This is a genomic window from Cystobacter fuscus DSM 2262, assembly GCF_000335475.2.
GTDB lineage: Bacteria > Myxococcota > Myxococcia > Myxococcales > Myxococcaceae > Cystobacter > Cystobacter fuscus.
Genome location: NZ_ANAH02000013.1, coordinates 13,515 through 35,232, shown reverse-complemented (window position 1 = coordinate 35,232; position 21,718 = coordinate 13,515). Strand labels below are relative to the sequence as shown.

Sequence of the window (21,718 nt, the reverse complement as noted above, 5' to 3'; positions counted from 1 at the left end):
GGATGGATGAATCGCATGCACTGGCTGGACGCGCTCGGCGCGAGATGGGTGGTGGCGCGCCAGCCGCGCTTCTTCGAGGACGGATGGGGCTCGTCCGCCCTCCTGGAGAAGCTCACCCGGGGGCCCCAGGGCTTCGCCTTCCCGGAGTTGTCCGACGTGCGGATGAGCCCGCCGCGGCGCGAGGGGCACCTGCTCGTCCAGGAGGGACGCTTTCCCAGCCCCGCGGCCGTGGGCTCGCTGCCCGCCGCCTGCCAGGAGGCTCGCTTCCAGTTGCTGCTGCCCCAGGGAGCCGGCCCGCTGCCCGCGGTGTGCGTCTTCCTCGCGTCCTCGGGAGACGAGGGCTTCGGCCTGCGCCGCTTCATCGCCGGGAAGCTGGCCCGCTCGGGCGTGGGCGCGCTGCTGCTGGAGAATCCCTACTACGGCTCGCGCCGGCCTCCGTCCCAGAAGGGCCCCGCGGTGCGCACCGTGGCGGACCTGCTGCTCATGTTCCGCGCCACGGCGGTGGAGGCGACGGCGCTGCTCGGGTGGCTGCTCGCGCGGGGACACCCCAAGGTGGGCATCTGCGGCTACAGCATGGGGGGCAGCATCGCCGCCTACGCCGCCGCCCTGTTCCCCCTGCCCGTGGCCGTCATCCCCCTGGCCGCCGCCCACACCGCGGCCCCTGTCTTCACCGAGGGCGTGCTGTCCGCCCTCCCCGACTGGGAGACCCTGGGCCGGCCCCTGGGAAGCACCGAGGCCGCGCGCCAGCGGCTCCACGAGCTGCTCTCCGCCGCGGGCACCACCACGCTGCCACCCCTGCCCCACCCCAAACGGGCCATCTTCATGGCCGCGCGCCAGGATGGCTTCGTCCCCGCCGCCTCCACCCTGCGCCTGCTCCAACACTGGCGGGGAGCCGAGCTGCGCTACCTGTCCGGGGGGCACCTGAGCGCCTTCGTCACCGGCCGCGGCGCCATCGTGCGCGCCATCCTCGAGGCCTTCTCGCGCGTCGAGGCCCTTCAACTCCCTCCCGAGGACGAGCCGTCGCCAGCGCCCCCGTGAGCCCGGGCTCCCTCAGCGCCCGTCTCCCGCCGCCCGTCCCTGCCCGTCCCCGCGCTCACGTCCGCCCCGCCGCTCCTCGCGGCGCATCTGGTCGTACTGGGCCTGCTGGGACTCATCGAGCAGGGACTTGATCTGCGTGTCCGTCTGCTCGCGCAACTGCCGCAGCTCCTGACGCGTGTTCTGCGGCTCCGAGCCGCTCTGCATCGCCTGGAAGAGCTCCTGGCGCCGGGTGGACTCGTTCTCCAGGTGGCGCAGGACATCGCGCTCCTGGGTGGAGCTCAACCGCGCCTCGGTGGCGAAGCGGCGCACGCGCTCGGCCTGCTGCGCCTGCGCCTGCGCCATGTTCTGCACCATCCGCTCCTGCCGCTGCGCGCGCTGCTCGGTGCGCATCTCGTCCTGCACCGAGCGCATCACTCCCTTGAGGTACTCGCGTCCCCCCTCGGACTGCAGCGCCTCGCCCGCCACCATGGAGCGCACTTCCGAGCGGAGCTGCTCCACCTCCGTGGCCAGCCCCGCCGGAGCGGCGCCGCCCCCCTCCGCCCCCGCGACCGCCGGCCGCTGCTCCAGCAGCATCAACCGCCGCGACAGGCTCAGCGCGTTCTCCTCCAGCATCTTCACCCGGAGTTCCAGGTCCTTCACCGTTTGAGGAGCGGACGCGGGCGCCGGAGAAGCAGGGGGCGGGGCAGCGGGCGCCTCGTCCCCCCCTCGAGGACTCCAGACGGCCACGGTGAGGGCCAGCAGGGACACGGCAAGGGACGCGGGGCCAAGAAACCGGTTCATATGACTCCCAGACGGGTCAACGCCCCTTGTATTCGATGACCTTCCCGGATGCATCCCGCGGCGAGGGGTGGGAGTGAACGACACACGAAAGATGACCGTGGGCGGAGACGGGTGAGTGTGCTCCAGATCTCCCCCATGCGCTCGTGCTCCCGGATCCTCCTCTCCAGTTGCCTGTTGTTGCTCACCCACTGTGCCCACTCGAACGGGCCCGCCCTGGCCGAGGGGCCCGCGCCCGTGGTCGAGACCGGCCGGGGACCCGTCCAGGGCCTGGCCTATGCGGATGGCGGCGCCGCCTTCCTCGGCATCCCGTTCGCCCAGCCCCCCACGGGCGAGCGCCGCTGGCGCGCCCCCGAGCCCGCCGCCGCGTGGAGCACCCCGCGCGATGCCTCGCGCTTCGGCTCCCCCTGCCCCCAGGCGGACATGCGCAACGGCAAGCCCATCGAGGGCACCAGCGAGGACTGCCTCACCCTCAACGTGTGGACGCCCGCGCTCGAGCCCCAGAAGCCCGCGCCGGTGATGGTCTACATCCACGGGGGCGCCTTCACCCTCGGCTCGTCCCGGGATGAGCTGTACGACGGCTCGGCACTGGCCCACGCGGGCGTGGTGGTGGTGAGCATGAACTACCGGCTGGGCGCGCTGGGCTTCCTCGCCCACCCCGCGCTCGGCGCCGGAGCGCCCGCGGAGTCCTCGGGCAACTACGGCCTCATGGACCAGCGGCTCGCGCTCGAGTGGGTGCGTGATCATGTCTCCGCCTTCGGGGGGGATCCCACCAACGTCACGCTCTTCGGCGAGTCCGCGGGTGCCATCTCCGCGTGCCTGCAGATGGTCTCGCCCGCGGCACAGGGCCTCTTCCACCGCGTCATCGCCGAGAGCGGCACCTGCTACCTGACGAACACGCCGCTGAAGGATCCGGGCACGCCCGAGCAGGAGGACAGCGCCGAGGAGCGCGGGGTGCGCTTCGCCCGCGAGGTGGGCTGCACGGAGGGAGACATCGCCGCGTGCCTGCGCACCCGGACGCCCGAGCAACTGCTCGCCGCGAGTGGGGCCGCGCTCGACCTGCTCAAGCCGCGGGTGGGCTTCGGACCGGTGGTGGATGGGAACGTCATCCCCGCGGCGCCGCGCCAGCTCCTCGCGGAGGGCAAGTACGCGCGGGTGCCCTTGCTGCTCGGCTCCAACCGGGACGAGGGCACGATCTTCACCCTCCAGGCGAAGATCGACACGCCCGAGCAGTACGAGGCCGCGGTGAACGTGCGCGTGCCGGGCAAGGCCGAGCCCCTGCTGCGCGCCTATCCGGCGAAGGACTTCACCTCGCCCAAGGCGGCCTTCAGCCGTCTGCTCGGGGACGCGATGTTCGTGTGCCCCACCCGCCAGCTCGCGCGCACGCTGGTGGAGCAGGGGCAGCCCGTGCATGCCTATTTCTTCACCTACGAGCCCAAGAAGGCCTTCGGCAGCATCTTCGGCCGGTTCCTGAAGCTGGGCGCGTACCACTCCGCCGAGCTGCCCTTCGTCTTCGGCCTGAGCCGGGGCCGCTTCGCCCTGGACTCCGATTCCGAGCGGGAGCTGTCCACGAAGCTCATCGGCTACTGGACCCGCTTCGCCACCGGGGGAAACCCGAACACCGAGGGCGCGGTGCAGTGGCCCGCGTACACGCGAGAGGAGGAGAAGTACCTCGAGATCAACACGGAGCTCGGACACGGCTCGAACCTGAACGCCCAGCGCTGCGACATGCTGGACTCGCTCGGGCTCTGAGCGACTCGGCGCGAGCACGCGTCACCGGGTGGGGCGCCAGAAGAACGTGGTGCCCTCGACCCCCGCCACGGTGAGCCGCTGGAAGCCCAGACGCTCGTAGAAACGCACCGCCCGGGTGTTGTCGTTGCCCGTGCCCAGATGCAGGGAGGGGGCGCCCGCGGCGGCGGCGGCGGCGAGGAAGGTCTCCACGAGACGTCGGCCGTGCCCGGCCCCCTGCGCATGCGGAAGCAGGTCGACGTGCAGGTGCGCCGGGTGGGGGGCCAGCTCGGGCAGGAGCATCCGCTCGGGGTGGTGCAGCGTGGAGATGAGCCGATCATCCGCGGTGAGTGGCGGCTCGACCGGAGGGGGATGGCGGCCGGCCACGCGGGGCAGCCACCGGGCGCGCCAGGCCTTCACGAAGGACGGCGTGTCGGCGGTGCCGAGCACGTACCCGACCGCGCGCCCGCCGTCGTCCAGCACGAACGCGAGGTGCGGCTCGAGTTCGAGGTAGGCGCCGGCATAGACGTCGGGGAGCAGATCGTCGCTGCGGTAGTGGCCCCGGGCATCCTGGCCGGACGCGCCCGTGCGCACACAGATGTCATACACGGCATCGCGATCGTTCGGGTGGTAGGGACGCAGATACATGGGCGGGCTCCTCCAGGGTGCATCCACACGTCATCCGGCGAACGGTTGGCCCGCCCCCCATACCACAGTGGACATTCACATGCGGCTGGCGGTCAGCGCGCTCCCCGATATATGGCCGCCTCACGGATTCACGAGCACATCGCTTTATCACCCCTACATCCGGCATCCGGAGGGCGACATGGACGACAAGGGCCTGCACATCGAGACCCATCCCCGCGAAGGAGATCCCCTGCTGCGCGCGGGGAAACCCGACCCCTGCATCATCGTGCTCTTCGGCGCCACGGGAGACCTGGCCCAGCGCAAGCTCTTCCCCGCGCTCTTCGAACTGGCACGTCAGGGCTCGCTGCCCGAGCAGTTCGCCGTCGTCGCCTTCAGCCGCTCCAAGCACAACGTGGAGAAGCTGCGCGCCCAGGTGAAGGAGGGCCTGCAGAAGTACGCCCGCACCCAGCCCCTGGACGAGGCCACCTGGGAGAAGCTCTCCTCCAAGCTGGAGATGATGTCGGGTGCCTACGACGACCCCGAGTCCTTCGTCCGTCTGCGCTCACACCTGGACGACACGGCCAGGCGCCTCGGGACCCAGGGCAATCAGCTCTACTACCTGGCCACCCCCGCCTCCACGTTCTCCACCATCCTCAACGGTCTGGCGCAGTCCGGGCTGCTCTACCGCGAGGACGCCGAGGTGAAGAAGCCCTGGCGCCGCATCATCGTGGAGAAGCCCTTCGGCAGGGATCTGGCGAGCGCCAAGGCGCTCAACCGCGAGCTGGCCTCGGTGCTGGAGGAGAGGCAAATCTTCCGCATCGACCACTACCTGGGCAAGGAGACGGTGCAGAACATCCTCGTCTTCCGCTTCGCCAACGCCATCTTCGAGCCCTTGTGGAACCGCCAGCACATCGACCACGTGGAGATCACCGCGGCGGAGAAGGTGGGCGTGGAGGGGCGCGGCGGCTTCTACGACGAGACGGGCGTCATCCGCGACATGGTGCAGAACCACCTGCTGCAGGTGCTGGCCCTGTGCGCCATGGAGCCGCCCATCTCCTTCGGCGCGGAGGACATCCGCGACGAGAAGAACAAGGTGTTCCGCGCGCTGCGCTCCATCGAGGGCAGTGAAATCTCCCGCTCGGTGGTGCAGGGGCAGTACCAGGGCTACCTCGACGAGGAGGGCGTGTCGAAGGACTCCAAGGTGCCCACCTACGTGGCGCTCAAGGCCTATATCGACACGTGGCGCTGGCAGGGCGTGCCCTTCTACGTGCGCGCGGGCAAGAGCCTGAGCAAGCGCGTGACGCAGGTGTCCATCCACTTCAAGTCCGTGCCGCACTGCCTCTTCAACACGAGCGACACCTGCCAGCGGCTGCAGCCCAACGTGCTCACGCTGCGCATCCAGCCGCGCGAGGGCATCGCGCTGAGCTTCGAGTCCAAGGTGCCCGGCGAGGACATCAACATCGCGGGCGTCACCATGGACTTCGACTACGCCCAGAGCTTCGACAAGCCGGTGCCGGAGGCCTACGAGCGGCTGATGCTCGACTGCATGCGGGGCAACACCACCCTCTTCGCCCGCCAGGACAGCGTGGAGCAGGCGTGGGCCTGGGTCACCCCCATCATCGAGGCGCTGGAAGGGGGCAAGGGCGGCCCCATGCACACCTACGCGCCCGGCGGCGTGGGCCCGGACGCCGCGAAGGACTTGCTGTCGCGGGATGGCCGGCGCTGGATGGAGCTGAAGGGATGAGCTCCACGCCCCTGGTGGTGGAGAAGAACGAGCTGGGCCGGCGGGGCGCGGAATGGATTTCCCGCGCCCTGCTCGAGGCCGTCGCGGGAGGCCAGCGCGCCAGCCTCGCCCTGTCCGGTGGAAGCACGACGGGGCAGGTGTACCGGGAGCTGGCGAAGCAGGACGTGCCCTGGGCGCTGGTGGACTTCTACTTCGTGGACGAGCGCTTCGTGCCGCCGGACAGCCCGGACAGCAACTACCTGCTGGCGAAGCAGACGCTGCTCGAGCCCCTGGGCATCCAGCCCCATCAGGTGTTCCGGATGCCGGGCGAGCGCGAGGACCGCGAGCAGGCGGCACGCGACTACGAGAAGCTCCTGCCCGAGGTGCTGGACGTGGTGGTGCTGGGCATGGGCGAGGATGGCCACACGGCCTCGCTCTTCCCCGGCCACGCCGCGCTCGAGGAGAAGGAGCGGCGGGTGCTCGCGGTGGTGGGCCCCAAGCCGCCCCCGTGGCGCATGACGCTGACGCTGCCCGTGCTCCAGTCCGCCCGGAAGGTGCTGGGGCTGGTGAGTGGCGCGGGCAAGCAGGACATCGTCCGCCGCTTCCGCGCGGGCGAGGACCTGCCGGCGGCGCGGGTGAAGCAGACGCAGTGGATGATGGATGAGGCCGCGGCGGGACAGCCGCCCGAGCCCTCGACGAACACCGGAGCCAAGCACATGAGCACGACGACACAGCCCCTCGCGCAGTTCGGCGTGGTGGGCATGGGGGTGATGGGACAGAGCCTCGCGCTCAACGTGGCGGACCGGGGCTTCCGCGTCGCCGTGTGGGACATCGAGCCCAAGCGCTTCGAGGACCTGCGCCACAAGGGCGCGCCGCCGAGCCTCCAGGGCCACGCCGCGCTGGAGGACTTCGTGGGCGCGCTGGAGCGCCCCCGCCGCATCCTGATGATGGTGACGGCCGGAGCGCCGGTGGACTCGGTGATGGAGCGCCTGGCGCCGCTGCTCGCGCCGGGGGACATCGTCCTGGACGGCGGCAACTCCTGGTTCCAGGACACCCGGCGGCGCGAGGCGGCGTGGAAGCAGAAGGGGCTGCACTTCCTCGGCGTGGGCGTGTCCGGCGGCGAGGAGGGCGCGCGCCATGGGCCCTCCCTCATGCCGGGCGGCCCGGCCGAGGCGTACGCGCTGGTGCGTCCGGTGCTCGAGGCCATCGCCGCCCGGAGCGAGGAGGGCGTGTGCGTCACCCACGTGGGCCCGGATGGAGCGGGCCACTTCGTGAAGATGGTGCACAACGGCATCGAGTACGCGGACATGCAGCTGCTCGCGGAGACGTATGACCTGCTCCGCCGCGGGCTCGGGCTGTCGGCGGACGCGATCGCGGGGCTCTTCGAGCAGTGGAACCAGGGCATCGCCGAGTCCTTCCTCCTGGAGACGACCATCCGGGTGCTGCGCAAGCAGGACGCGGAGACGGGCAAGCCGCTGGTGGAGCAGGTGCTGGACAAGGCGGGCCAGAAGGGCACGGGCAAGTGGACGGTGCAGGTGGCGCTCGACCTGGGCGTGTCCGTGCCGTCCATCGCCGGAGCGCTCGACGCGCGCAATCTGTCCTCGCTGAAGGAAGAGCGCGTGGCGGCGGGCCGCGTGCTGGCCGCGCCCCAGGGCGAGGCGCTCAGCGCGGAGGAGAAAGCGAACCTGGCGGCGTGGGCGCATGACGCGCTGTACGCGGCGCGGGTGGCCACGTACGCGCAGGGCCTGCGCCTCATCCAGGCGGCGAGCCAGGAGTACAAGTGGAACGTGTCGCTCGCGGAGATGGCGCGCATCTGGCGGGCCGGCTGCATCATCCGCGCGCGGCTGCTCACGCCCCTGCGCGAGGCCTTCGAGAAGACGCCGGAGCTGAAGAACCTGATGGTGGCCGACGGGCTGGCGCCGGTGCTCGGGAAGATGGCACCCGCGTGGCGGCGCACCGTGGGAGTGGCCACGCGGCTGGGCATCCCCGTGCCGGTGCTCGGCGCGAGCCTCGCCTACTTCGACAGCTACCGCAGCCCGGAGCTGCCGCAGAACCTCACCCAGGCCCAGCGCGACGCCTTCGGCGCCCACACCTACCAGCGCCGCGACCGGCCCGACGCCGGATTCATCCACTCCGACTGGAGCTGATGCTTCGCCGTGCCTCGGAGGCTCCTCGTCGTGGGGAGTTCCGGGGCGTGGCCTGGCCCGTCGTCGTCGGCGGAGGGTTCGATTCCCGCCGCCTCCACGGTTACTTCTATATGAGCATCAGAACGATGGTCCGAAAGCTCATGGCGTTGAGCTTATGTCTTCTCCTTGGCTCATGTAGCGCCACCCGACCGATGGTCGCGGGCCCATCCGGACCGCAGGACCTGCCCAGGTACGTGCTGGTCATCGAGAATACAGCAGACGGGCAGGCGACCCATGCCTGGAAACCCGCCAAGTACTTCGACCTGACTGAGTACCGGAACGTGGCGAGCGTCCGGGCCGACGAGAGTCGCATCGTCCAGGTCTCACTCGATGCGGCGGAATGCGAACGTCAGTATGATATTTGTATTCCGGAGTGCCAGGCCAGCACGAGAATCCATCAGGTCGACAAATACATATACGATACCAAGCAGTACGGTCCCTGGCGGACTGGGAAATGGGGCTACTGCAGGACCGCTTGCATGAAGCAGCTCGCCAACTGCCTGGGAGAAGCGGGCCGTGAGCCTGTGAAGTTCGAGGCCATCGACACCGCGGTCAATTGGCTCGAACGCCACCAGGATGAGCTTGCGCTCGGAGCTGTTGTCGTCATCGCGGGGGTGGCTTTCTATGTTGCCGCCTGTAGTGGAGGCCTCGTGCTGCTCGCTCCCGTCTTGCTCTTCGCCGAGAGTCCACGATGAAGATAGGGGAGATGCTCAGCTTCGAGGCTCCACGGCTCCTCGGAAGGTATCTGACGGAGCAGACTTCTCCCGAGGAGAGAGAACTGCTCCTGGTGGCGAGAGATGCCTTGTTGTTCATCTCCGAGCTTGGTCAGGACTACCGCTTCGAGGATTATCGCCGGAGCCCCGACTCCTCCCCCTCGTCCTCCGGGGGAGGGGCATCCAGCAAGACGCTCCTGGGTGAAGCGGCGGGGCTCATGGCTCGGCTCCGAGGGGAACTCCACTCACCTGAGGAGAAGGAGCTGGCGTCAGTCCTCATCGACGCACTCAATTTCATCGCCTCGACCGGCCAGCACACGGCGTTCGAGGCGTTTCGCCGCGATGCTCTCGCCGCCAGGCCGCCGCACGTCGTGGCATCTTTCAGGACGCGCGAGGAGGCGGAGGCCTGGCTCGACAATCAGCCCGAGCCGCCGGCTCAAGGACAGGTGTTGGTCGCGGGTGAATACTATCAGTTCTACTACTTCCGCGAGCTGAACCGCCGGGGGCTCCGACCACAGTTCACCTTGGAGATGCTCATCCGGCAATTGATGGAGGAGGGGCCTCCTGCCACTGTGGCCTCCTTTGTCTCTCATGAGGAAGCAGAGGACTGGCTGACGAAGCAGCTCGGGCCACCGACACATGCCTTCATCTTGATTGCCGGGGAGTACCATCTCGCTGTCTTCCACGAGAACATCCACCACCGCGCCATCCATCCCATCTCCATCGTCGAGAGGCTCGAGAAGTGGGAGCGGGAGCATGGGACGTGAAACAGGCCGGTTGGCGTATAGCACCGGAGCTGCCGCAGAACCTCATCCAGGCCCAGCGCGACGCCTTCGGCGCCCACACCTACCAGCGCCGCGACCGGCCCGACGCCGGCTTCATCCACTCCGACTGGAGCTGAGGCCCTCCCTGAGCCAGATTCTCCTCGTCACGGGGAACTCCGGGGCGTGGCCTTGTCGAGAGGCGGCCGCTCGGTGGAGTCGGGGGGATTTCTCGGTCCGCTTTCCTCCCTTCTCCTTCCCTCCTCGTGTCTCTCCAGCTCGTGCTGCTCCAGTTCTTTGCCACCCTCGCTGAGAAGGACTGGGTGAGGAGGAGAGGCAGTGCGCGGTGCGAGGACTCGTGGAGGGGCCTCTTCTTTTCGGCTCAGTCCAGCGCCGTCACCGCGACCTTGGCATACGTGCCGTTCGAAGAGGCGTCCTGTGAGTAGGCACCGAGCTTGAAATACAGATCGACGTCGCTCCATGACGCACGGTTGTAGGTAAACGACTTCGACGTACCATTGACGGTGACCGTGACGGTGGAATCGACCAGCTTGATGACGTAGTCGATGTTCTCCCCGAGTGCGACGCCGCTCTTGATCAGGATCTTCTGCTCGGAGTCGCCGAAGTTCTTCTTCACGCCCATCAGGATGTCACCGTCGGTCCAGCGCAGCTTCAGCAGCTCCGAGCCGCCGGTTTGTTCGCCATGAATCTGGCCGATGATGATCTGGCCGGTGGCCGGTTGTTGCAGCACCTTCATCGACACGGCCAGCGTATGCGTGCCACCCATATGCCAGGTGGTGTCCGCGCGCAGCTCCGAGCGCGGATACTTGGAGTTGGCGGTCGAACCCGCTCCGGAAGGCACGTAGAAGGTCATCGCACCGGTCGATGGGTCGGTATAGAAATACTTGTCGGTGTAGGTGTTGATGGGATCGACGAACTTCACTTGAAGCGAGCTGTTCAAGGTTTGCAGTTGGTAGTCCGACAGGTCGAAGTTCTCGCCCGGGGAGCGGGTCCGATCGAGCCCGGAGCAGGTGCCCGTCCCCTGGGTCCAGATCTCCATTTCCGACAGGCTGACCCATTTGTTGACGTCGCTGCCCGTGCTTTCCAGCCGCACATATTTGGCGGGCCTGTCGCCGAAGGTATAGGGCTTGAGTGCCGCCGTCGTGCCGCTGTTGGTTCCACTGAACACGGTGGACCAGGTGGTGCCGTTGTCCGACGTCTTGAGCGCGAGATTGTATTTGCGCGAATCGCCGTTGTACCAGGCGAGATTGGCGAACGCGATCTTGTAGCAGCCTCCCAGATTGTATTGGAGCCATTGGGTGCCCGTGGTGGCATCGGCCGACCACCGCGTGCTCAGCGACCCGTCGTTCGCATGGATCGGCAGGTTGCTGTCACTGGCGCTGGCGCTGATGTTGGCCTCCGGGATGACCAGCTTCGTTTGTGCGAACGCGGGCAGCGACACCAGGAGAACCGCGGCCATGAGCACGAAGGTGGAGAGCCCGCCAGCACGGCCCGCCCCCTTTGGATGGGTAGGATTCTTGGACATTTCTATCTCTTTCGGTTTTGAAACCAATGTGCGGTGCCGCCGCGGTGCACCTCGGAGTGGGTCGCCGAGCACCAGGGCTGGCTGCTCGGCGACCCACGACTTCAACCCGAGTGTGAATCAGTTGCAGCCGCTCCCCTTCGTCGGACCGAGGTCCGCCCATTGGATCCTGCCGTCGGGGACGCCCCAGCGCTCGTTGGTATAGCTCTCGAGGTCGATCAGCGCGTCGGCGTTCCCCTTGTTCTGGGTGCAGCAACCCGAGCAGTCCGAGTCGGCGCACGTGTCGAGCACGGTGACCACGATGGTCTTCGTGCCGGACTTCAAGCAGAGGTCATGGAGCTTGAGCGCGTTCATGTTGGGGAACACCGCGACGATGTTGTGCGCCGCCACCCACGCCTCCGACTTCTTCCCCGAGCACGCCGCGAACTGCCCTGCCCACGTACAGCCGTTGTACTTGGTGCACTCCTCGCTGCCCGGATCCGGGTACGACGTGAAGTTGGTCTTGTTGCCGGTCTTCCAGACGAGGCCGGGAGCGTCACAGCCCGTGGCGGGAGGCGGCGTCGTGCCTCCAGACAAGCCAGAGATCGTCAACTGCTCCCACGAGCCGAGCGCGGCGCCATACGCGAACACCGTGCTGCCGCCGCCGTTCTCCGCCGACACCCAATTGCCAGTCGTGACCGTCTGCAGGCCGACGATGTCGCCGTTGGCGATCACACCGGTCCCGCTCTTCTTGACAATGCGGAACGTCTCCCAGTCCTGGCGATTCGCGCTGGCGGCGTTCAGCGTGGAGCCACCGCCGTTGGCGGCCTGGAAATACTGCCCAGAGCCCGCGATGATGAAGATCTTGTCCCCACTCTCGAGGGACCCGCCGTTGATGTCCTCGATCGAGAACTTCTCCCAATCCTGGGCGGTGGTCGCCGTCGCGATGACCGCGCCGCCGCCGTTGTTTTGAGCGCCCACATAGCGGCCGCCGAGCACCGTCTTGAAACTCACGCCGGAGGCGAGCAACGCGCTCGGAGCCGTCTCTGTCGCGACGTCTTGCCCTTCAGGCGCGTCACTCGTCGGGGCGCACGCATTCGCGAGGAACAGAATCGCGCTCGCGGCACGAAGGGAGGGTCTTGAATACTTCTTCTGGAACATGATTGTCACCTTGATTGAACGGAGGTTGGAGTCTGCCACGGTGCTCACTGATCAGGGTCGGCGTCGGCGAAGGTCGTGCCCGCGCCAATCTCGTCGAACCAGATGCTGCGCGTCCCCTGGCTGCCCTGCATGTACCCGTTGTCGTGCCAGCCGTTCGCGTAGAGGCCGACACGGAACTGGAAGTACCGGTCATCGGAAACCGTGGTGTTCAGGTTGTACTGCTCGAGGACCTTCTTGCCGTCAAACCAGAGCTTGTAGAAGCCGGTGCCGTCGCTCGCCCATTTCGCCTGGATCACGACCTTGTGCCACTCCCCGGCGGTAACGGTGGCGAGGTTACCGAACGTGACGGTCTTTTGATTGCAGATCGAGCCCTGCTTCACGCGCGTGAAGAGCTGATTGCCCGAGAGCCACACCATGCTGGACGGCATGTAGTCGTCACAGCCGGTATTGGAGAAATCGGCGATGAACTGCGCGAGGTTGAACGACTGGGGTTGGAACTGCCAATCCGGCTGCAGCCGGAACGCGAAGCCGTAGAAGCCGGTGTCGCCGCGACGGTACACGTTGTTCTTCACGACCTCCGAGTGGTAACGGCCGCTGTACGAGGCATCGTAGATCTGCGTCACCTTGATGGCGGTGGGGCCCGAGTAGGTGACATTCGTCACCTCAGTGACAGACCCCTTGTGCTCCCTGTTGATGGAGTTCCAGCCAGAGACGGTCCCGGTGTTGTGGAAGATTTCCGCGGCTTCCGCCATTGGGGAAAGCGAGAGCAGAGAAAGACCGACAGCAACGCCGATGTTCTTGATATTCATTGAGTTCGGGGGAAGGGGTGAACACACACGGGACTGGCTTCCGGTCACGGTGGGGCCATGACCGGTCGCAACCAGGGAATCCCTGTAAGCTACAGGCTTCCAGGGTTCTTCGAAATCCCCATTTCGAGGGAGGATCCGGTCACCCCTTCGAGGTACGGTCTGGCCTGGAGTAGCGCTCATCCCCGCGGGTCCGCTCACCCATCGGCTCGGGCGAACTCGAGCCGACGGGTGATGTAGCGCGCGGGCGACGTGCCGAGCGCCTTGCGGAACATCGTCACGAAGCTGCTCGCGCTCTCGTAGCCCAGATCGATCGCCACACTCTGCACCGACGCCCCCCGCGTGAGCCATTGCAGGGCGAGGATGATGTGCAGCCGCTGGCGCCACCGGCCAAAGCTCATGCCCGTGTCCTGGACGAGCAGACGGTTCAATGTCCGCTCGCCCAGGCCCACACGCTTCGCGCACTGCTGGAGGGTCGCGCCGTCGCCCGGATGGGCGAGGAGCCACTCGGCGAGCCGCCGCAGCCGCGCATCCGTGGGCATGGGCAGTCGCAGTTCCTCCACGCGCGCCGCCGCCAGTTCGTCCAGCAGTACGGTGACCAGCCGGGACTCGCGGCCGTGGAGTGGATACAGCGGGGGCAGTTCCTCGGCGCGCGACAGCAGCTCACGCAGCAGTGGGCTGACGGACACGGCGCAACATTCCCGGGGCAGAGTGGCGATCGCCTCGGGCTCCACGAACAGCGAGAGCCCCTCGAGGGGAGCCCGGCCCTTGAGGCGGTGGGGCGTGCCGCCGGGAATCCACAGCGCGGACTGGGGCGGGACGAGCCACAGGGCGTTGGACGCCTCGCACGTCAACTCGCCCCGGCGCATGTAGAAGAGCTGGGCCTTGCGGTGGGTATGGACGTCCAGCTCGAGTCCCCCCGTCACCAGCTCCAGGCCAACCGCCAGGACCGGGCGGGCGACCTCGTCCGGGTCCATGTCGGCGGAGGGGGGGAGAGGGGCCTGGAGGCGCATGGAGCCTCATCCTGCCCCATGGCCGGATTTCGAAACAAGTTGACCAGATTGCGCAATGCGGTCAGGCGGCGATCCGGTCAGGTTGAGGGGCATGGAGACACAAACCATCACCACACTCGCCGCGCTGGAGGCCTGCATTGGCAAGGCGATCGCGGCGGTGAATCTCAAGGTCATCGATCATCTGGATGAAGGCGCGCTGCGCTGGCTCTCCGCCGCTCCGGTGATGTTCGCCGGATTCGGGGAGGGCTCCCGCCTCCAGGTCACCCTCGGCGGCGGGGCTCCGGGTTTCGCCGGAGGCACGGCCCACGAGCTGCGGCTGCCGCTCGCGGTGCTCGACGATGCGACGGGGGCCCGGCCGGGGGTGGGTTTCGGCTCGCTGTTCCTGCTGCCGAGCACCGGCGAGACCCTGCGCGTCAACGGCCGGGTGGCACAGGTGAGCGGGGGCGAGCTGCGCGTCACGGTCGAGGAGTGTTACGGCCACTGCGCCAAGGCGCTGCTCCGCTCGGACTTCTGGGCGGCTTCGCCCGGCGTGGCCTCCCCCCCGGACGCCGCGGCCTTCGTGTCCGCCAGCCGTTTCATGGCGCTGGCGACGCTCGACGCCCAGGGGCGCGCCGACCTCAGCCCCCGGGGCGACCCGGCCGGCTCGATGGCGAGCGTCGAGGCGGGCCGGGTCTGGTTCGCGGACCGTCCGGGCAACCGCCGGGTGGACAGCTTCCGCAACATCGTCACCCAGCCGCGCATGGCCGCCCTGCTGCTGATTCCCGGCGCCACGCACGTCGTCCGGCTGTCGGGGAGCGCCCGGCTCACGACCGACGAGGCCGCGCGCGCGCGGTTCACGGTGCAAGGCAAGACGCCCACATTGGTCGCCGGCGTCGAGGACCCGTCCCTCGAATTGCTCGAGAGCCCCGCGCTCGCGCGCGCCCGGCTCTGGCCGGTCCAGGCGCGTCCGGAGGGCGTCGACGTCGCGAAGGTGCTCTTCACCCACGTCAAGCTCAACGGCAACAAGAGCCTCGGCGCCCGGATCGCGAGCGCGGCGCTCTCCATCCCTGGCGTCACGGGCCTCGTGCAGAAGGGCATGGAGAAGGATTACAAAGACAACCTCTACTGACGCTCCGGTCTACCGGAACGTGTTGTTCGAGGCGCGTTGGCCCGCGAGCCCGCGCTTCAGTTCGGGGTAGACGGTAGCGGGAAGACCGACCCGCGAGGGCCCTCCCCGCCCTCCCCTGCTCACCAGGCATCACCTCCCACGACTCCCAGCGCAGGGGAAGACCACCAGTGGATTTCCGCGCTCGTCCTCGTGTGATGGCCAACGCGTCTGCCTCGCGGACGGATGTGGCGCGCCAGACCATCCCTATAACACGCCGCAGTGCTTCTACTCACCGGAGGAACATGTCTTGAAAGCATGTCGAGTGCAGATTTTCTGCGCGGTAACCGCGGGGCTCCTGGCAGGTGTGGCACGAGCCGAGCTCCCCACCAAGCAGTCCAACGTGGGAGACAGCATGTCCCAAGGCGCACTCGCGGATGGGTGGCCCGCGGATCGCCCGGAGCTGAGCTGGGTGCAGGGCACCTCCGGCAGCGTCTATTCCATCTTCATGCGGTATCAGGAGCTCGTCCCCTCCTTCACCCAGCAGCCCGAGTCCGTCTCGGGCGCGGAGATGGTGGGCGGGAGCAACAACTTCGCGGTCCAGGCGTCGCGGGTCTGCGCGCAGGAGGAGAAGCCCCAGCATGTCCCCGTGCTCCTGGGCTCCAACGACGTGTGCAACCGGTCGAGATCCTCCAGTTCGGATGCCACCGCGAACATGTACTCGCTCGACACCTGGGTGAACGCACTGCGCGCGGGGCTGGATCAGCTGGCGGCATGCCTCCCGCCGGGCGCGACGGTGCACGTGCTGAGCGTGCCTCGGGTGGATTTCCTCTATGCCGCCGGAAAGGCCAAGAGCCTGCATTGCCCCTACATCATCTGGCCCGCCGTGGGCATCTGCCGCATCGTCACCGCGGAGACGAGCGGCGCCCGGCGAGCGCAGATCGGTGCCCGCATCAATGAGTACAACGCGGCGATCCGCGCCGAGGTCGAGCTCTACGAGGCCAACGCCGACGGCCGCAACCCGCGAGGCGTGCACTTCGTGGCGGACTGGCAGGGCTCCATCGAGGAGGGCTTCCAGAACACCTCGGTGGGCACATACGTCTTCCGCGCGTCGGACATCAACGACACCGACTGCTTCCACGCCAGCGTGTCGGCGCAGCGAAAGCTGGCGTGCGCGGTCTGGGCCACCACCCCGAATGGCGCGGGCGCCGTCGGGGAGTGCTTCGAGTAACGGCATCCAACCCTGGGGGGAATCACCATGAAGAGCTTGTCTGTGTTGCTATGGGGAATGGCGGTGGTAACGCTCGCTGGCTGCTCCACCGAAACGCTTCCTCCGGAGAGCGCCGCCGGGGAGACGCCGAGCACGGGGGTGAGCGAGTCGGAGCTCTCGGGCCTGCTGGCGCCGGAGCCAGGCGCCGCGGCGGCGGCGTATGAGGCGCGCACCGCCCGCTATCGCCTCTTCGGAGTCCAGCTCAATCCCGTCCGAACCGAGTCCTTCGCGACGCTGGCGGACACGTCGACCTGGGAGACGCGCAACCTGCACGTGGGGGAGCTGCTGGGCCGCAACCTCCGGGTGACGGCCATCACCTCCGCGGGGCTCCAGCTGACGGGGCCCAAGGGCTCCCAACTGCTCCCGGTGGGCCGGGAGGTGTCCTTGCGCGTCATCCGCCACCTCTTCGACACGGCCGCCGTCCACGAGGGCCGGCTCCACTGGAAGGTGAAAGGCAGCGTGGTGTCGCAGCTCCGCGGCCAGTACGGCCTGGGCGCCCAGGCGGAGACCGTGACGGTGTTTCCGCGGCCCGCCCTCCGGCTCACCCACGTCCAGGAGAACGGAGTCTTCGCACGGCTCGGCCTCCACGAGGGAGACCTGCTCTTGCGCATGAATGGAGAGCCGCTCTCCCCTGACCAGCTGGGAGCCCTGGCCGATCGACTGTCCACACCCGGCGGCACGGTGAACCTCCAGATGTACCGCGAGGCCTCCTTCCAGACCCTCACGTTCACGGTGGACCGCCCATGAGCTCCGTGAACCGGCGACACTTCCTCCGGTGGTCCATGTTCGGGGGTGGAGCGCTCGCGCTGGGCCCGGCCTTCTGGCGGCGCGCCTATGCCTCCCCAGCCGAGCCCGGTCCCAGCCCCTACGGGCCCCTGTCCGACACACCCGACGGCAACGGCCTCCTGCTGCCCGCGGGCTTCAGCTCGCGGCTCATCGCGCGGACGGGCGATCCCGTCCCGGGGACGAGCTACCCCTGGCACTTGAACCCGGACGGCGGCGCCTGCTTCGCCACGCCCGAGGGAGGCTGGGTGTACACCTCCAACAGCGAGTTCATCCCCGGCGGGGCCTCGGCGATTCGCTTCAACGGGAACGGAGACATCGTCGACGCCTACCGCATCCTCTCCAACACCCTGGCGAACTGCTCGGGCGGCCCCACGCCCTGGGGCACCTGGCTGTCCTGCGAGGAGTTCGAAGGAGGCCGCGTCTTCGAGTGCGATCCGCTGCAACCCTCGCAGGGCGTGAGCCGTCCAGCCCTGGGCACGTTCACCCACGAGGCGGTCGCGGTCGATCCGGATGGCCATCGCCTCTACCTGACGGAGGACCGGACCAACGGGCGCTTCTACCGCTTCACGCCCTCCTCCTGGCCCTCGCTGTCGGGAGGCATCCTGGAGGCGGCCCGCTTCCGCTCGAATCCCCTCACGGGCGGCCCGGTGAGCTGGGTGCGGGTCTCCGCGCTGCTGCCCGCCGCCCTGCAGCCCACCGCGTTCCTGACCACGGCGTTCAACGGAGGCGAGGGGTGCTGGTACGACTCGGGCACCGTCTACTTCACCACCAAGGGTGACAACCGCGTCTGGGCCTACACCGTGGCCAACTCGCGCCTGGAGGTCCTCTACGACGATGACCTCTACCCGGACTCGCCGCTGAGCGGCGTGGACAACGTGGTGGTCTCCCGGTCGGGCGATCTCTACGTGGTCGAGGACGGAGGGGATCTCCAGCTGGGCCTCATCACCCCGGAGCGCGTGGTGTCGCTCTTCCTTCAGGTGCTGGGCCAAGGGGGCTCGGAGCTCACGGGCCCCGCCTTCAGCCCGGATGGCCAGCGGCTCTACTTCAGCTCGCAGCGGGGGAACAACGGATTGGGCCTCACCTATGAAGTGACGGGTCCCTTCCGCTGACAGCCCTCCTGCCCCGGTGCGCGGCCCTCGGGCGGCACCGGGGCGCGGGGCCCGACTCCTCGGCGCAGGGTTCCTTGGAAATACCGCACAAAAACCCTGGACCCGGACGAGCCACGAATTGCTCGTCCGGGTCCATTTCAGCCGCGGCAACTCCAGAGCTCCCCCCCTCGTGCTCTCGCGAGCGCACCGCGGCTTCACACACTACCGCCGAAGGTTGATCATCTCCCCCTTGCCGGACCCCGGCGCGGTGAAGGGCCGCAGCAGGTTGGGATTCACCGCCTCGAGATGTACAGGAAGACATCCTTCGGAACGCAAGGCCCCGAGGGCAGCCGCTTCGTGGAGCGTATCCTCACCACCGTCACCACGCTCAAGCTGCAACGGCGTGGCGTGTTGGACTTCCTGACCCACACCCTCCAAGCACATCGACGTGGCCTTTCAACCCCCTCGCTGCTGCCCGCTCAGGCGTCGGTTCAGCTCTCCAACGCGGCCTGAGTCGGTGAACGGTTACAGCGCTCGTTGACCTCCTGCTTCGCCTTACGTTGTCCGTATAGCTATCCACAGATCGCTAGAACGACAACAAGCAAGAAAACAAGTGCTTCCATTCCCCAACTCCTCACCATCAACGCGAGCACGCGCAATAAACCATGGAGCCTATGTCCCAATACCCTTCCCAGATAGTAGGAAGGATGGCCAAGCGTCCAGCCGCTTTTCCGTATCCACTGATACGAGCCTGGGTCGGTCCGAACCGGCGGCCATTCTCGGCTTTCTGCGCTGCCTGTCCAATATTGGAGCCAACACGGTGTTGCCATGACGTTTGATGGGAAGCCGAGCTAATACCTGACCCGGTCGCTCCAGCAGCCGCATTACCTGCACTATTGGCAAGGTTTCCTGCAGTGCCGGCATGTCCGACCACTGTCTTCTCATTAGCTCCTTGTGGCCCCAATTGCCCCCAATCCCAGCGACGCTCTTCTACGCACTCAGCGAAACCTGACGGTAGTTGCGGCCAATCTGCAGGATTGGTGATGTCGAGCCCGTAGGGATCGACATAGATCAATGGACTCCCCAGAGCATATCCATAGGTATTGAGACCCGCTTCAAGCCCGAGCGGGTCACTTTCTACATACCGTCCTGTCTCCGGATCGTAGTCCCTGAAGTAGTTGTAGTAGAGGGCGCTATGGGCGTCGGCTATCTGGCCAGGGAAGCGCAGGATCACATCGATGTTGGTGCCGTGGTTGTTAGGCTGCCCCACACCAAAAGCATCGCTCTGCCAACTCCATACCAAGTTGCCGCCTTGGTCGGTGGCCAAGCGCGGGGTGTTGAGGTGGTCGCTGTGCAGGTAAGTCAGGGTGGTGTTGGTGACAGTGCTGCCCGTGTTGTCGTAGCTCAGATCGATCTGCGCGATAGGCAGGTTGTCGAGCCACACGTAATAGCTGGCCGTGGTTTTCTTGCCAGTGTTGCTGTACTTCACCTCGCCCAAGACTTGGCCATCCGGGCCGTAGAAGTAGGCGTAGGGGTAGTGCGTACTGCCTTGCTGCACATCCTTCAAAACCCTTTGACCGAACGCGTTATAAACGTAGGAGACCATCGTTTCACCAGCAGAATTCAGCACGCTGGACAGTCGACCTTGATCATCGTAGGTGTGACGTCGGCTCTGGCTATAGCGGATGTAGTTACCGGCGGCATCTACTTCCACCGCGTAGCTGGTACTGCGCTGGCTGAGGCGGTTGCTGTCGGCGGCGTACTGCAGCGTCTGCTTGGCGGTCTGGGTCTCGGTGCCATCGGTGATGCTGTAGGTGGTGCGCGAGGTGCGGTTGCCGGTGGCGTCGTAGGCGTAGGCATTCTTGCTGCCGGCGTCCTTTTCCTGAGTCAGGCGATCGAGGGGGTCGTACTGATAGTCGAGGCTGCCGAAGAGGCTGTGGCTGTACCCAGTGATGTTGCCGTTGGCGTCGTGGGCGTAGGTGCTCTGCCAGTTACCGACCTGCTGGGCGGTGAACTGGTAGTTCTGGTCATAGGTACGAGTCAGGGCGACGCCGTTGTTCCAGGTCAGACTCTTCAGCGGTCCGAAAGGTGCGTAGCTGATGTTGCTGACCAGGGCGGTGGGCGCGGCGTTGCCGACGGCGAAACCGACTCGGTTCACCTGGCCGGCGGCGTTGCGGTTGTAGTGGATTCTGAAGCCGGCCGGGTAGTCGATGCGGGTCAGACGGTTGGCCGCGTCATAGACGTAGCCGAGCGTGTCATACTGGTCCGCCCCCAGCACCTTCACCGAGCGGATCTGCTTCACCAAGTTGCCGCGCTCGTCGTACTTGTAGCCGAACACGCCGCTGGCGTCCTTCACGGCGGTCAGCCGACCGATGCCCTTGTTGCCATCAGCAGTCATGTCGTAGTGGTACTGGACGTTGAGCGTGGGCGTGGCCGGGTACCGGCGGCTGGTGATTCGGTTGAGGGCGTCGTAGCTGTAGGTGGTGACCACGCCGCGGGCATCAGTCTTCTGGATCACGTTGCCGGCAGCATCGTGCAGGTAGGTGGTGGTGCCGGTGTCGGGGCTGATCAACTTGGTAAGGTTGCCGAGGCCGTCGTACTCATAGCGGGTAGTGACGCCGCGCGGGTCGACGACTTGGCGCAGGTTGTCCTGGGCGTCGTAACCCAGCGCAGTGACCCCGTTGAGCGGGTCGGTGCTGGATACGAGGCGATCCAGCGCGTCATAAGCCTGGGTGTGGCTGAACTGGCGCGGGTTGGTGTTGGTTGTGGGGTTGTCGTTGAGGTCGTACTGCTGGCTGTGGGTCTGCCCGCCAGCCCCGACCGAGCGCAACAGGCGGCCGAGCTCGTCGTACACCCACTGTTGCTGCTGAGTGAGGTTGTTGGAGGCGTCCTTGATGCGCTGGGCGGTGCGGTTGCCCATGGCATCGAGGTCGAACTCCACCTGCTCGCCGAGGTTGTTGGTGACCTTGGTCAGGCGCCGGGCATCGTCCCAGGTGTAGGCCAGCCAGCTGCCATCGCCGCGGGTGACCTTCGTGGTCTGGCCGATGGCGTCGTACTCAAAGCTGGTGGTGCTGCCACCAACGCCGACCGAGGCCAGCCAGCCCTGCGGGGTATAGGTGAGCGTGCTGGTCACCCCATTAGGGTCGACGATGGTCAGCGGGTTGCCGTAGGTGTCGAAGTTCGACAGCTGGGTCACGTGGCCAAGGGCGTTGGTGACGGTGGTCAGGTGGCCCTGGGCGTCGTAGGCGTAACGGGTGATGTCCTGCACATCCGTGCGCGGGCCATCCGCGGTCTTGATCTGCCCGGTGGCAGTGTAGGTGTAGCTCCAGTTGCGTGGCGCAGCCTGCAGGCTGGTAGCACTGAGGGTGCCGGCCAGGGCGAGCGCAAGCACGCTCAGACGGTAGTTCCTAAAGTCCATGTTCAAGTCCTTTTGCA

The 21,718-nt window shown here is 67.2% G+C and carries 17 protein-coding genes and 2 pseudogenes; 12 read left to right on the top strand and 7 right to left on the bottom strand.

Annotated features, from left to right (window positions below):
- The first annotated feature begins 6 nt into the window (after window positions 1–6).
- Window positions 7–1,038, top strand: a complete 1,032-nt coding sequence (locus D187_RS22765; RefSeq protein WP_002625787.1) for an alpha/beta hydrolase family protein — start codon at window positions 7–9, stop codon at window positions 1,036–1,038.
- A 12-nt stretch (window positions 1,039–1,050) separates the two neighbouring features.
- On the opposite strand, the gene D187_RS22760 is transcribed toward D187_RS22765, so the two are convergent.
- The gene (locus tag D187_RS22760; protein ID WP_002625788.1) at window positions 1,051–1,818 is read right to left on the bottom strand and encodes a hypothetical protein; all 768 of its coding nucleotides are present in this window, start codon (window positions 1,816–1,818) and stop codon (window positions 1,051–1,053) included.
- A 117-nt stretch (window positions 1,819–1,935) separates the two neighbouring features.
- Between D187_RS22760 and D187_RS22755 the strand changes: the two genes are divergently transcribed.
- Window positions 1,936–3,567: a carboxylesterase/lipase family protein gene (locus D187_RS22755; RefSeq protein ID WP_002625789.1), complete on the top strand. Its 1,632-nt coding sequence runs from the start codon at window positions 1,936–1,938 to the stop codon at window positions 3,565–3,567.
- 21 nt (window positions 3,568–3,588) lie between these two features.
- Here the strand turns inward: D187_RS22755 and D187_RS22750 are convergent, their stop codons facing one another.
- Window positions 3,589–4,191, bottom strand: a complete 603-nt coding sequence (locus D187_RS22750; RefSeq protein WP_002625790.1) for a GNAT family N-acetyltransferase — start codon at window positions 4,189–4,191, stop codon at window positions 3,589–3,591.
- Between the two features lie 178 nt (window positions 4,192–4,369).
- Here D187_RS22750 and zwf point away from each other — a divergent pair, with 178 nt between their 5' ends.
- The 5 genes and pseudogenes from zwf to D187_RS57150 all read left to right on the top strand — a co-directional run.
- Complete coding sequence (gene zwf, locus D187_RS22745; RefSeq protein WP_002625791.1) at window positions 4,370–5,914, top strand: glucose-6-phosphate dehydrogenase; 1,545 nt, start codon at window positions 4,370–4,372, stop codon at window positions 5,912–5,914.
- A complete protein-coding gene (gene gnd / locus D187_RS22740) occupies window positions 5,911–8,040 on the top strand; it encodes an NADP-dependent phosphogluconate dehydrogenase (RefSeq protein WP_002625792.1) in 2,130 nt (709 codons plus the stop codon). The genes zwf and gnd overlap by 4 nt, the downstream gene beginning before the upstream one ends.
- A gap of 47 nt (window positions 8,041–8,087) precedes the next feature.
- Window positions 8,088–8,774, top strand: a complete 687-nt coding sequence (locus D187_RS55390) for a hypothetical protein (RefSeq protein WP_155893520.1) — start codon at window positions 8,088–8,090, stop codon at window positions 8,772–8,774.
- Window positions 8,771–9,559, top strand: coding sequence for a hypothetical protein (locus D187_RS57155; protein ID WP_051256481.1), 789 nt, complete (start codon window positions 8,771–8,773; stop codon window positions 9,557–9,559). Before D187_RS55390 ends, D187_RS57155 begins: the two co-directional genes overlap by 4 nt.
- A 26-nt stretch (window positions 9,560–9,585) precedes the next feature.
- Window positions 9,586–9,693, top strand: a pseudogene (locus tag D187_RS57150) (hypothetical protein); the annotation flags it as partial.
- Between the two features lie 242 nt (window positions 9,694–9,935).
- Here the strand turns inward: D187_RS57150 and D187_RS22725 are convergent.
- The 4 genes from D187_RS22725 to D187_RS22710 all read right to left on the bottom strand — a co-directional run bounded on the left by D187_RS22725 (window position 9,936) and on the right by D187_RS22710 (window position 14,055).
- Window positions 9,936–11,099, bottom strand: a complete 1,164-nt coding sequence (locus D187_RS22725) for a polysaccharide lyase family 7 protein (protein ID WP_002625796.1) — start codon at window positions 11,097–11,099, stop codon at window positions 9,936–9,938.
- A 117-nt stretch (window positions 11,100–11,216) separates the two neighbouring features.
- Window positions 11,217–12,236, bottom strand: a complete 1,020-nt coding sequence (locus D187_RS22720; protein WP_002625797.1) for a fascin domain-containing protein — start codon at window positions 12,234–12,236, stop codon at window positions 11,217–11,219.
- 44 nt (window positions 12,237–12,280) lie between these two features.
- Window positions 12,281–12,988, bottom strand: a complete 708-nt coding sequence (locus tag D187_RS22715) for a polysaccharide lyase family 20 protein (RefSeq protein WP_245591800.1) — start codon at window positions 12,986–12,988, stop codon at window positions 12,281–12,283.
- Between the two features lie 251 nt (window positions 12,989–13,239).
- Window positions 13,240–14,055 carry an AraC family transcriptional regulator gene (locus tag D187_RS22710; RefSeq protein ID WP_002625799.1) on the bottom strand — a complete coding sequence of 272 codons (816 nt, stop codon included), beginning with the start codon at window positions 14,053–14,055 and terminating at the stop codon, window positions 13,240–13,242.
- 91 nt (window positions 14,056–14,146) lie between these two features.
- On the opposite strand from D187_RS22710, the gene D187_RS22705 reads away from it, so the two are divergent.
- From D187_RS22705 to D187_RS22685, 5 genes and pseudogenes are all read left to right on the top strand, one after another.
- Complete coding sequence (locus tag D187_RS22705; protein WP_002625800.1) at window positions 14,147–15,163, top strand: pyridoxamine 5'-phosphate oxidase family protein; 1,017 nt, start codon at window positions 14,147–14,149, stop codon at window positions 15,161–15,163.
- A gap of 391 nt (window positions 15,164–15,554) precedes the next feature.
- A complete protein-coding gene (locus D187_RS22700) occupies window positions 15,555–16,370 on the top strand; it encodes an SGNH/GDSL hydrolase family protein (RefSeq protein ID WP_002625802.1) in 816 nt (271 codons plus the stop codon).
- Between the two features lie 27 nt (window positions 16,371–16,397).
- Window positions 16,398–17,156 carry a PDZ domain-containing protein gene (locus D187_RS22695; protein WP_155893519.1) on the top strand — a complete coding sequence of 253 codons (759 nt, stop codon included), beginning with the start codon at window positions 16,398–16,400 and terminating at the stop codon, window positions 17,154–17,156.
- Window positions 17,153–18,304, top strand: coding sequence for an alkaline phosphatase PhoX (locus D187_RS22690; RefSeq protein ID WP_002625804.1), 1,152 nt, complete (start codon window positions 17,153–17,155; stop codon window positions 18,302–18,304). The genes D187_RS22695 and D187_RS22690 overlap by 4 nt, the downstream gene beginning before the upstream one ends.
- Before the next feature lie 285 nt (window positions 18,305–18,589).
- Window positions 18,590–18,796 (top strand): annotated as a pseudogene (locus tag D187_RS22685) (IS66 family transposase); the annotation flags it as partial.
- 127 nt (window positions 18,797–18,923) lie between these two features.
- Here the strand turns inward: D187_RS22685 and D187_RS58830 are convergent.
- Complete coding sequence (locus tag D187_RS58830; protein WP_043431232.1) at window positions 18,924–21,701, bottom strand: RHS repeat-associated core domain-containing protein; 2,778 nt, start codon at window positions 21,699–21,701, stop codon at window positions 18,924–18,926.
- Window positions 21,702–21,718 lie beyond the last annotated feature (17 nt).

What these genes read in the sequence shown, in the direction of transcription:
- D187_RS22765 (WP_002625787.1), top strand. Translation starts at nt 7, where the DNA reads ATGAATCGCATGCACTGGCTGGACGCGCTCGGCGCGAGATGGGTGGTG.
- D187_RS22760 (WP_002625788.1), bottom strand. Translation starts at nt 1,818, where the DNA reads ATGAACCGGTTTCTTGGCCCCGCGTCCCTTGCCGTGTCCCTGCTGGCC.
- D187_RS22750 (WP_002625790.1), bottom strand. Translation starts at nt 4,191, where the DNA reads ATGTATCTGCGTCCCTACCACCCGAACGATCGCGATGCCGTGTATGAC.
- zwf (WP_002625791.1), top strand. Translation starts at nt 4,370, where the DNA reads ATGGACGACAAGGGCCTGCACATCGAGACCCATCCCCGCGAAGGAGAT.
- gnd (WP_002625792.1), top strand. Translation starts at nt 5,911, where the DNA reads ATGAGCTCCACGCCCCTGGTGGTGGAGAAGAACGAGCTGGGCCGGCGG.
- D187_RS57155 (WP_051256481.1), top strand. Translation starts at nt 8,771, where the DNA reads ATGAAGATAGGGGAGATGCTCAGCTTCGAGGCTCCACGGCTCCTCGGA.
- D187_RS22725 (WP_002625796.1), bottom strand. Translation starts at nt 11,099, where the DNA reads ATGTCCAAGAATCCTACCCATCCAAAGGGGGCGGGCCGTGCTGGCGGG.
- D187_RS22720 (WP_002625797.1), bottom strand. Translation starts at nt 12,236, where the DNA reads ATGTTCCAGAAGAAGTATTCAAGACCCTCCCTTCGTGCCGCGAGCGCG.
- D187_RS22715 (WP_245591800.1), bottom strand. Translation starts at nt 12,988, where the DNA reads ATGGCGGAAGCCGCGGAAATCTTCCACAACACCGGGACCGTCTCTGGC.
- D187_RS22710 (WP_002625799.1), bottom strand. Translation starts at nt 14,055, where the DNA reads ATGCGCCTCCAGGCCCCTCTCCCCCCCTCCGCCGACATGGACCCGGAC.
- D187_RS22705 (WP_002625800.1), top strand. Translation starts at nt 14,147, where the DNA reads ATGGAGACACAAACCATCACCACACTCGCCGCGCTGGAGGCCTGCATT.
- D187_RS22700 (WP_002625802.1), top strand. Translation starts at nt 15,555, where the DNA reads ATGTCCCAAGGCGCACTCGCGGATGGGTGGCCCGCGGATCGCCCGGAG.
- D187_RS22695 (WP_155893519.1), top strand. Translation starts at nt 16,398, where the DNA reads ATGAAGAGCTTGTCTGTGTTGCTATGGGGAATGGCGGTGGTAACGCTC.
- D187_RS22690 (WP_002625804.1), top strand. Translation starts at nt 17,153, where the DNA reads ATGAGCTCCGTGAACCGGCGACACTTCCTCCGGTGGTCCATGTTCGGG.
- D187_RS58830 (WP_043431232.1), bottom strand. Translation starts at nt 21,701, where the DNA reads ATGGACTTTAGGAACTACCGTCTGAGCGTGCTTGCGCTCGCCCTGGCC.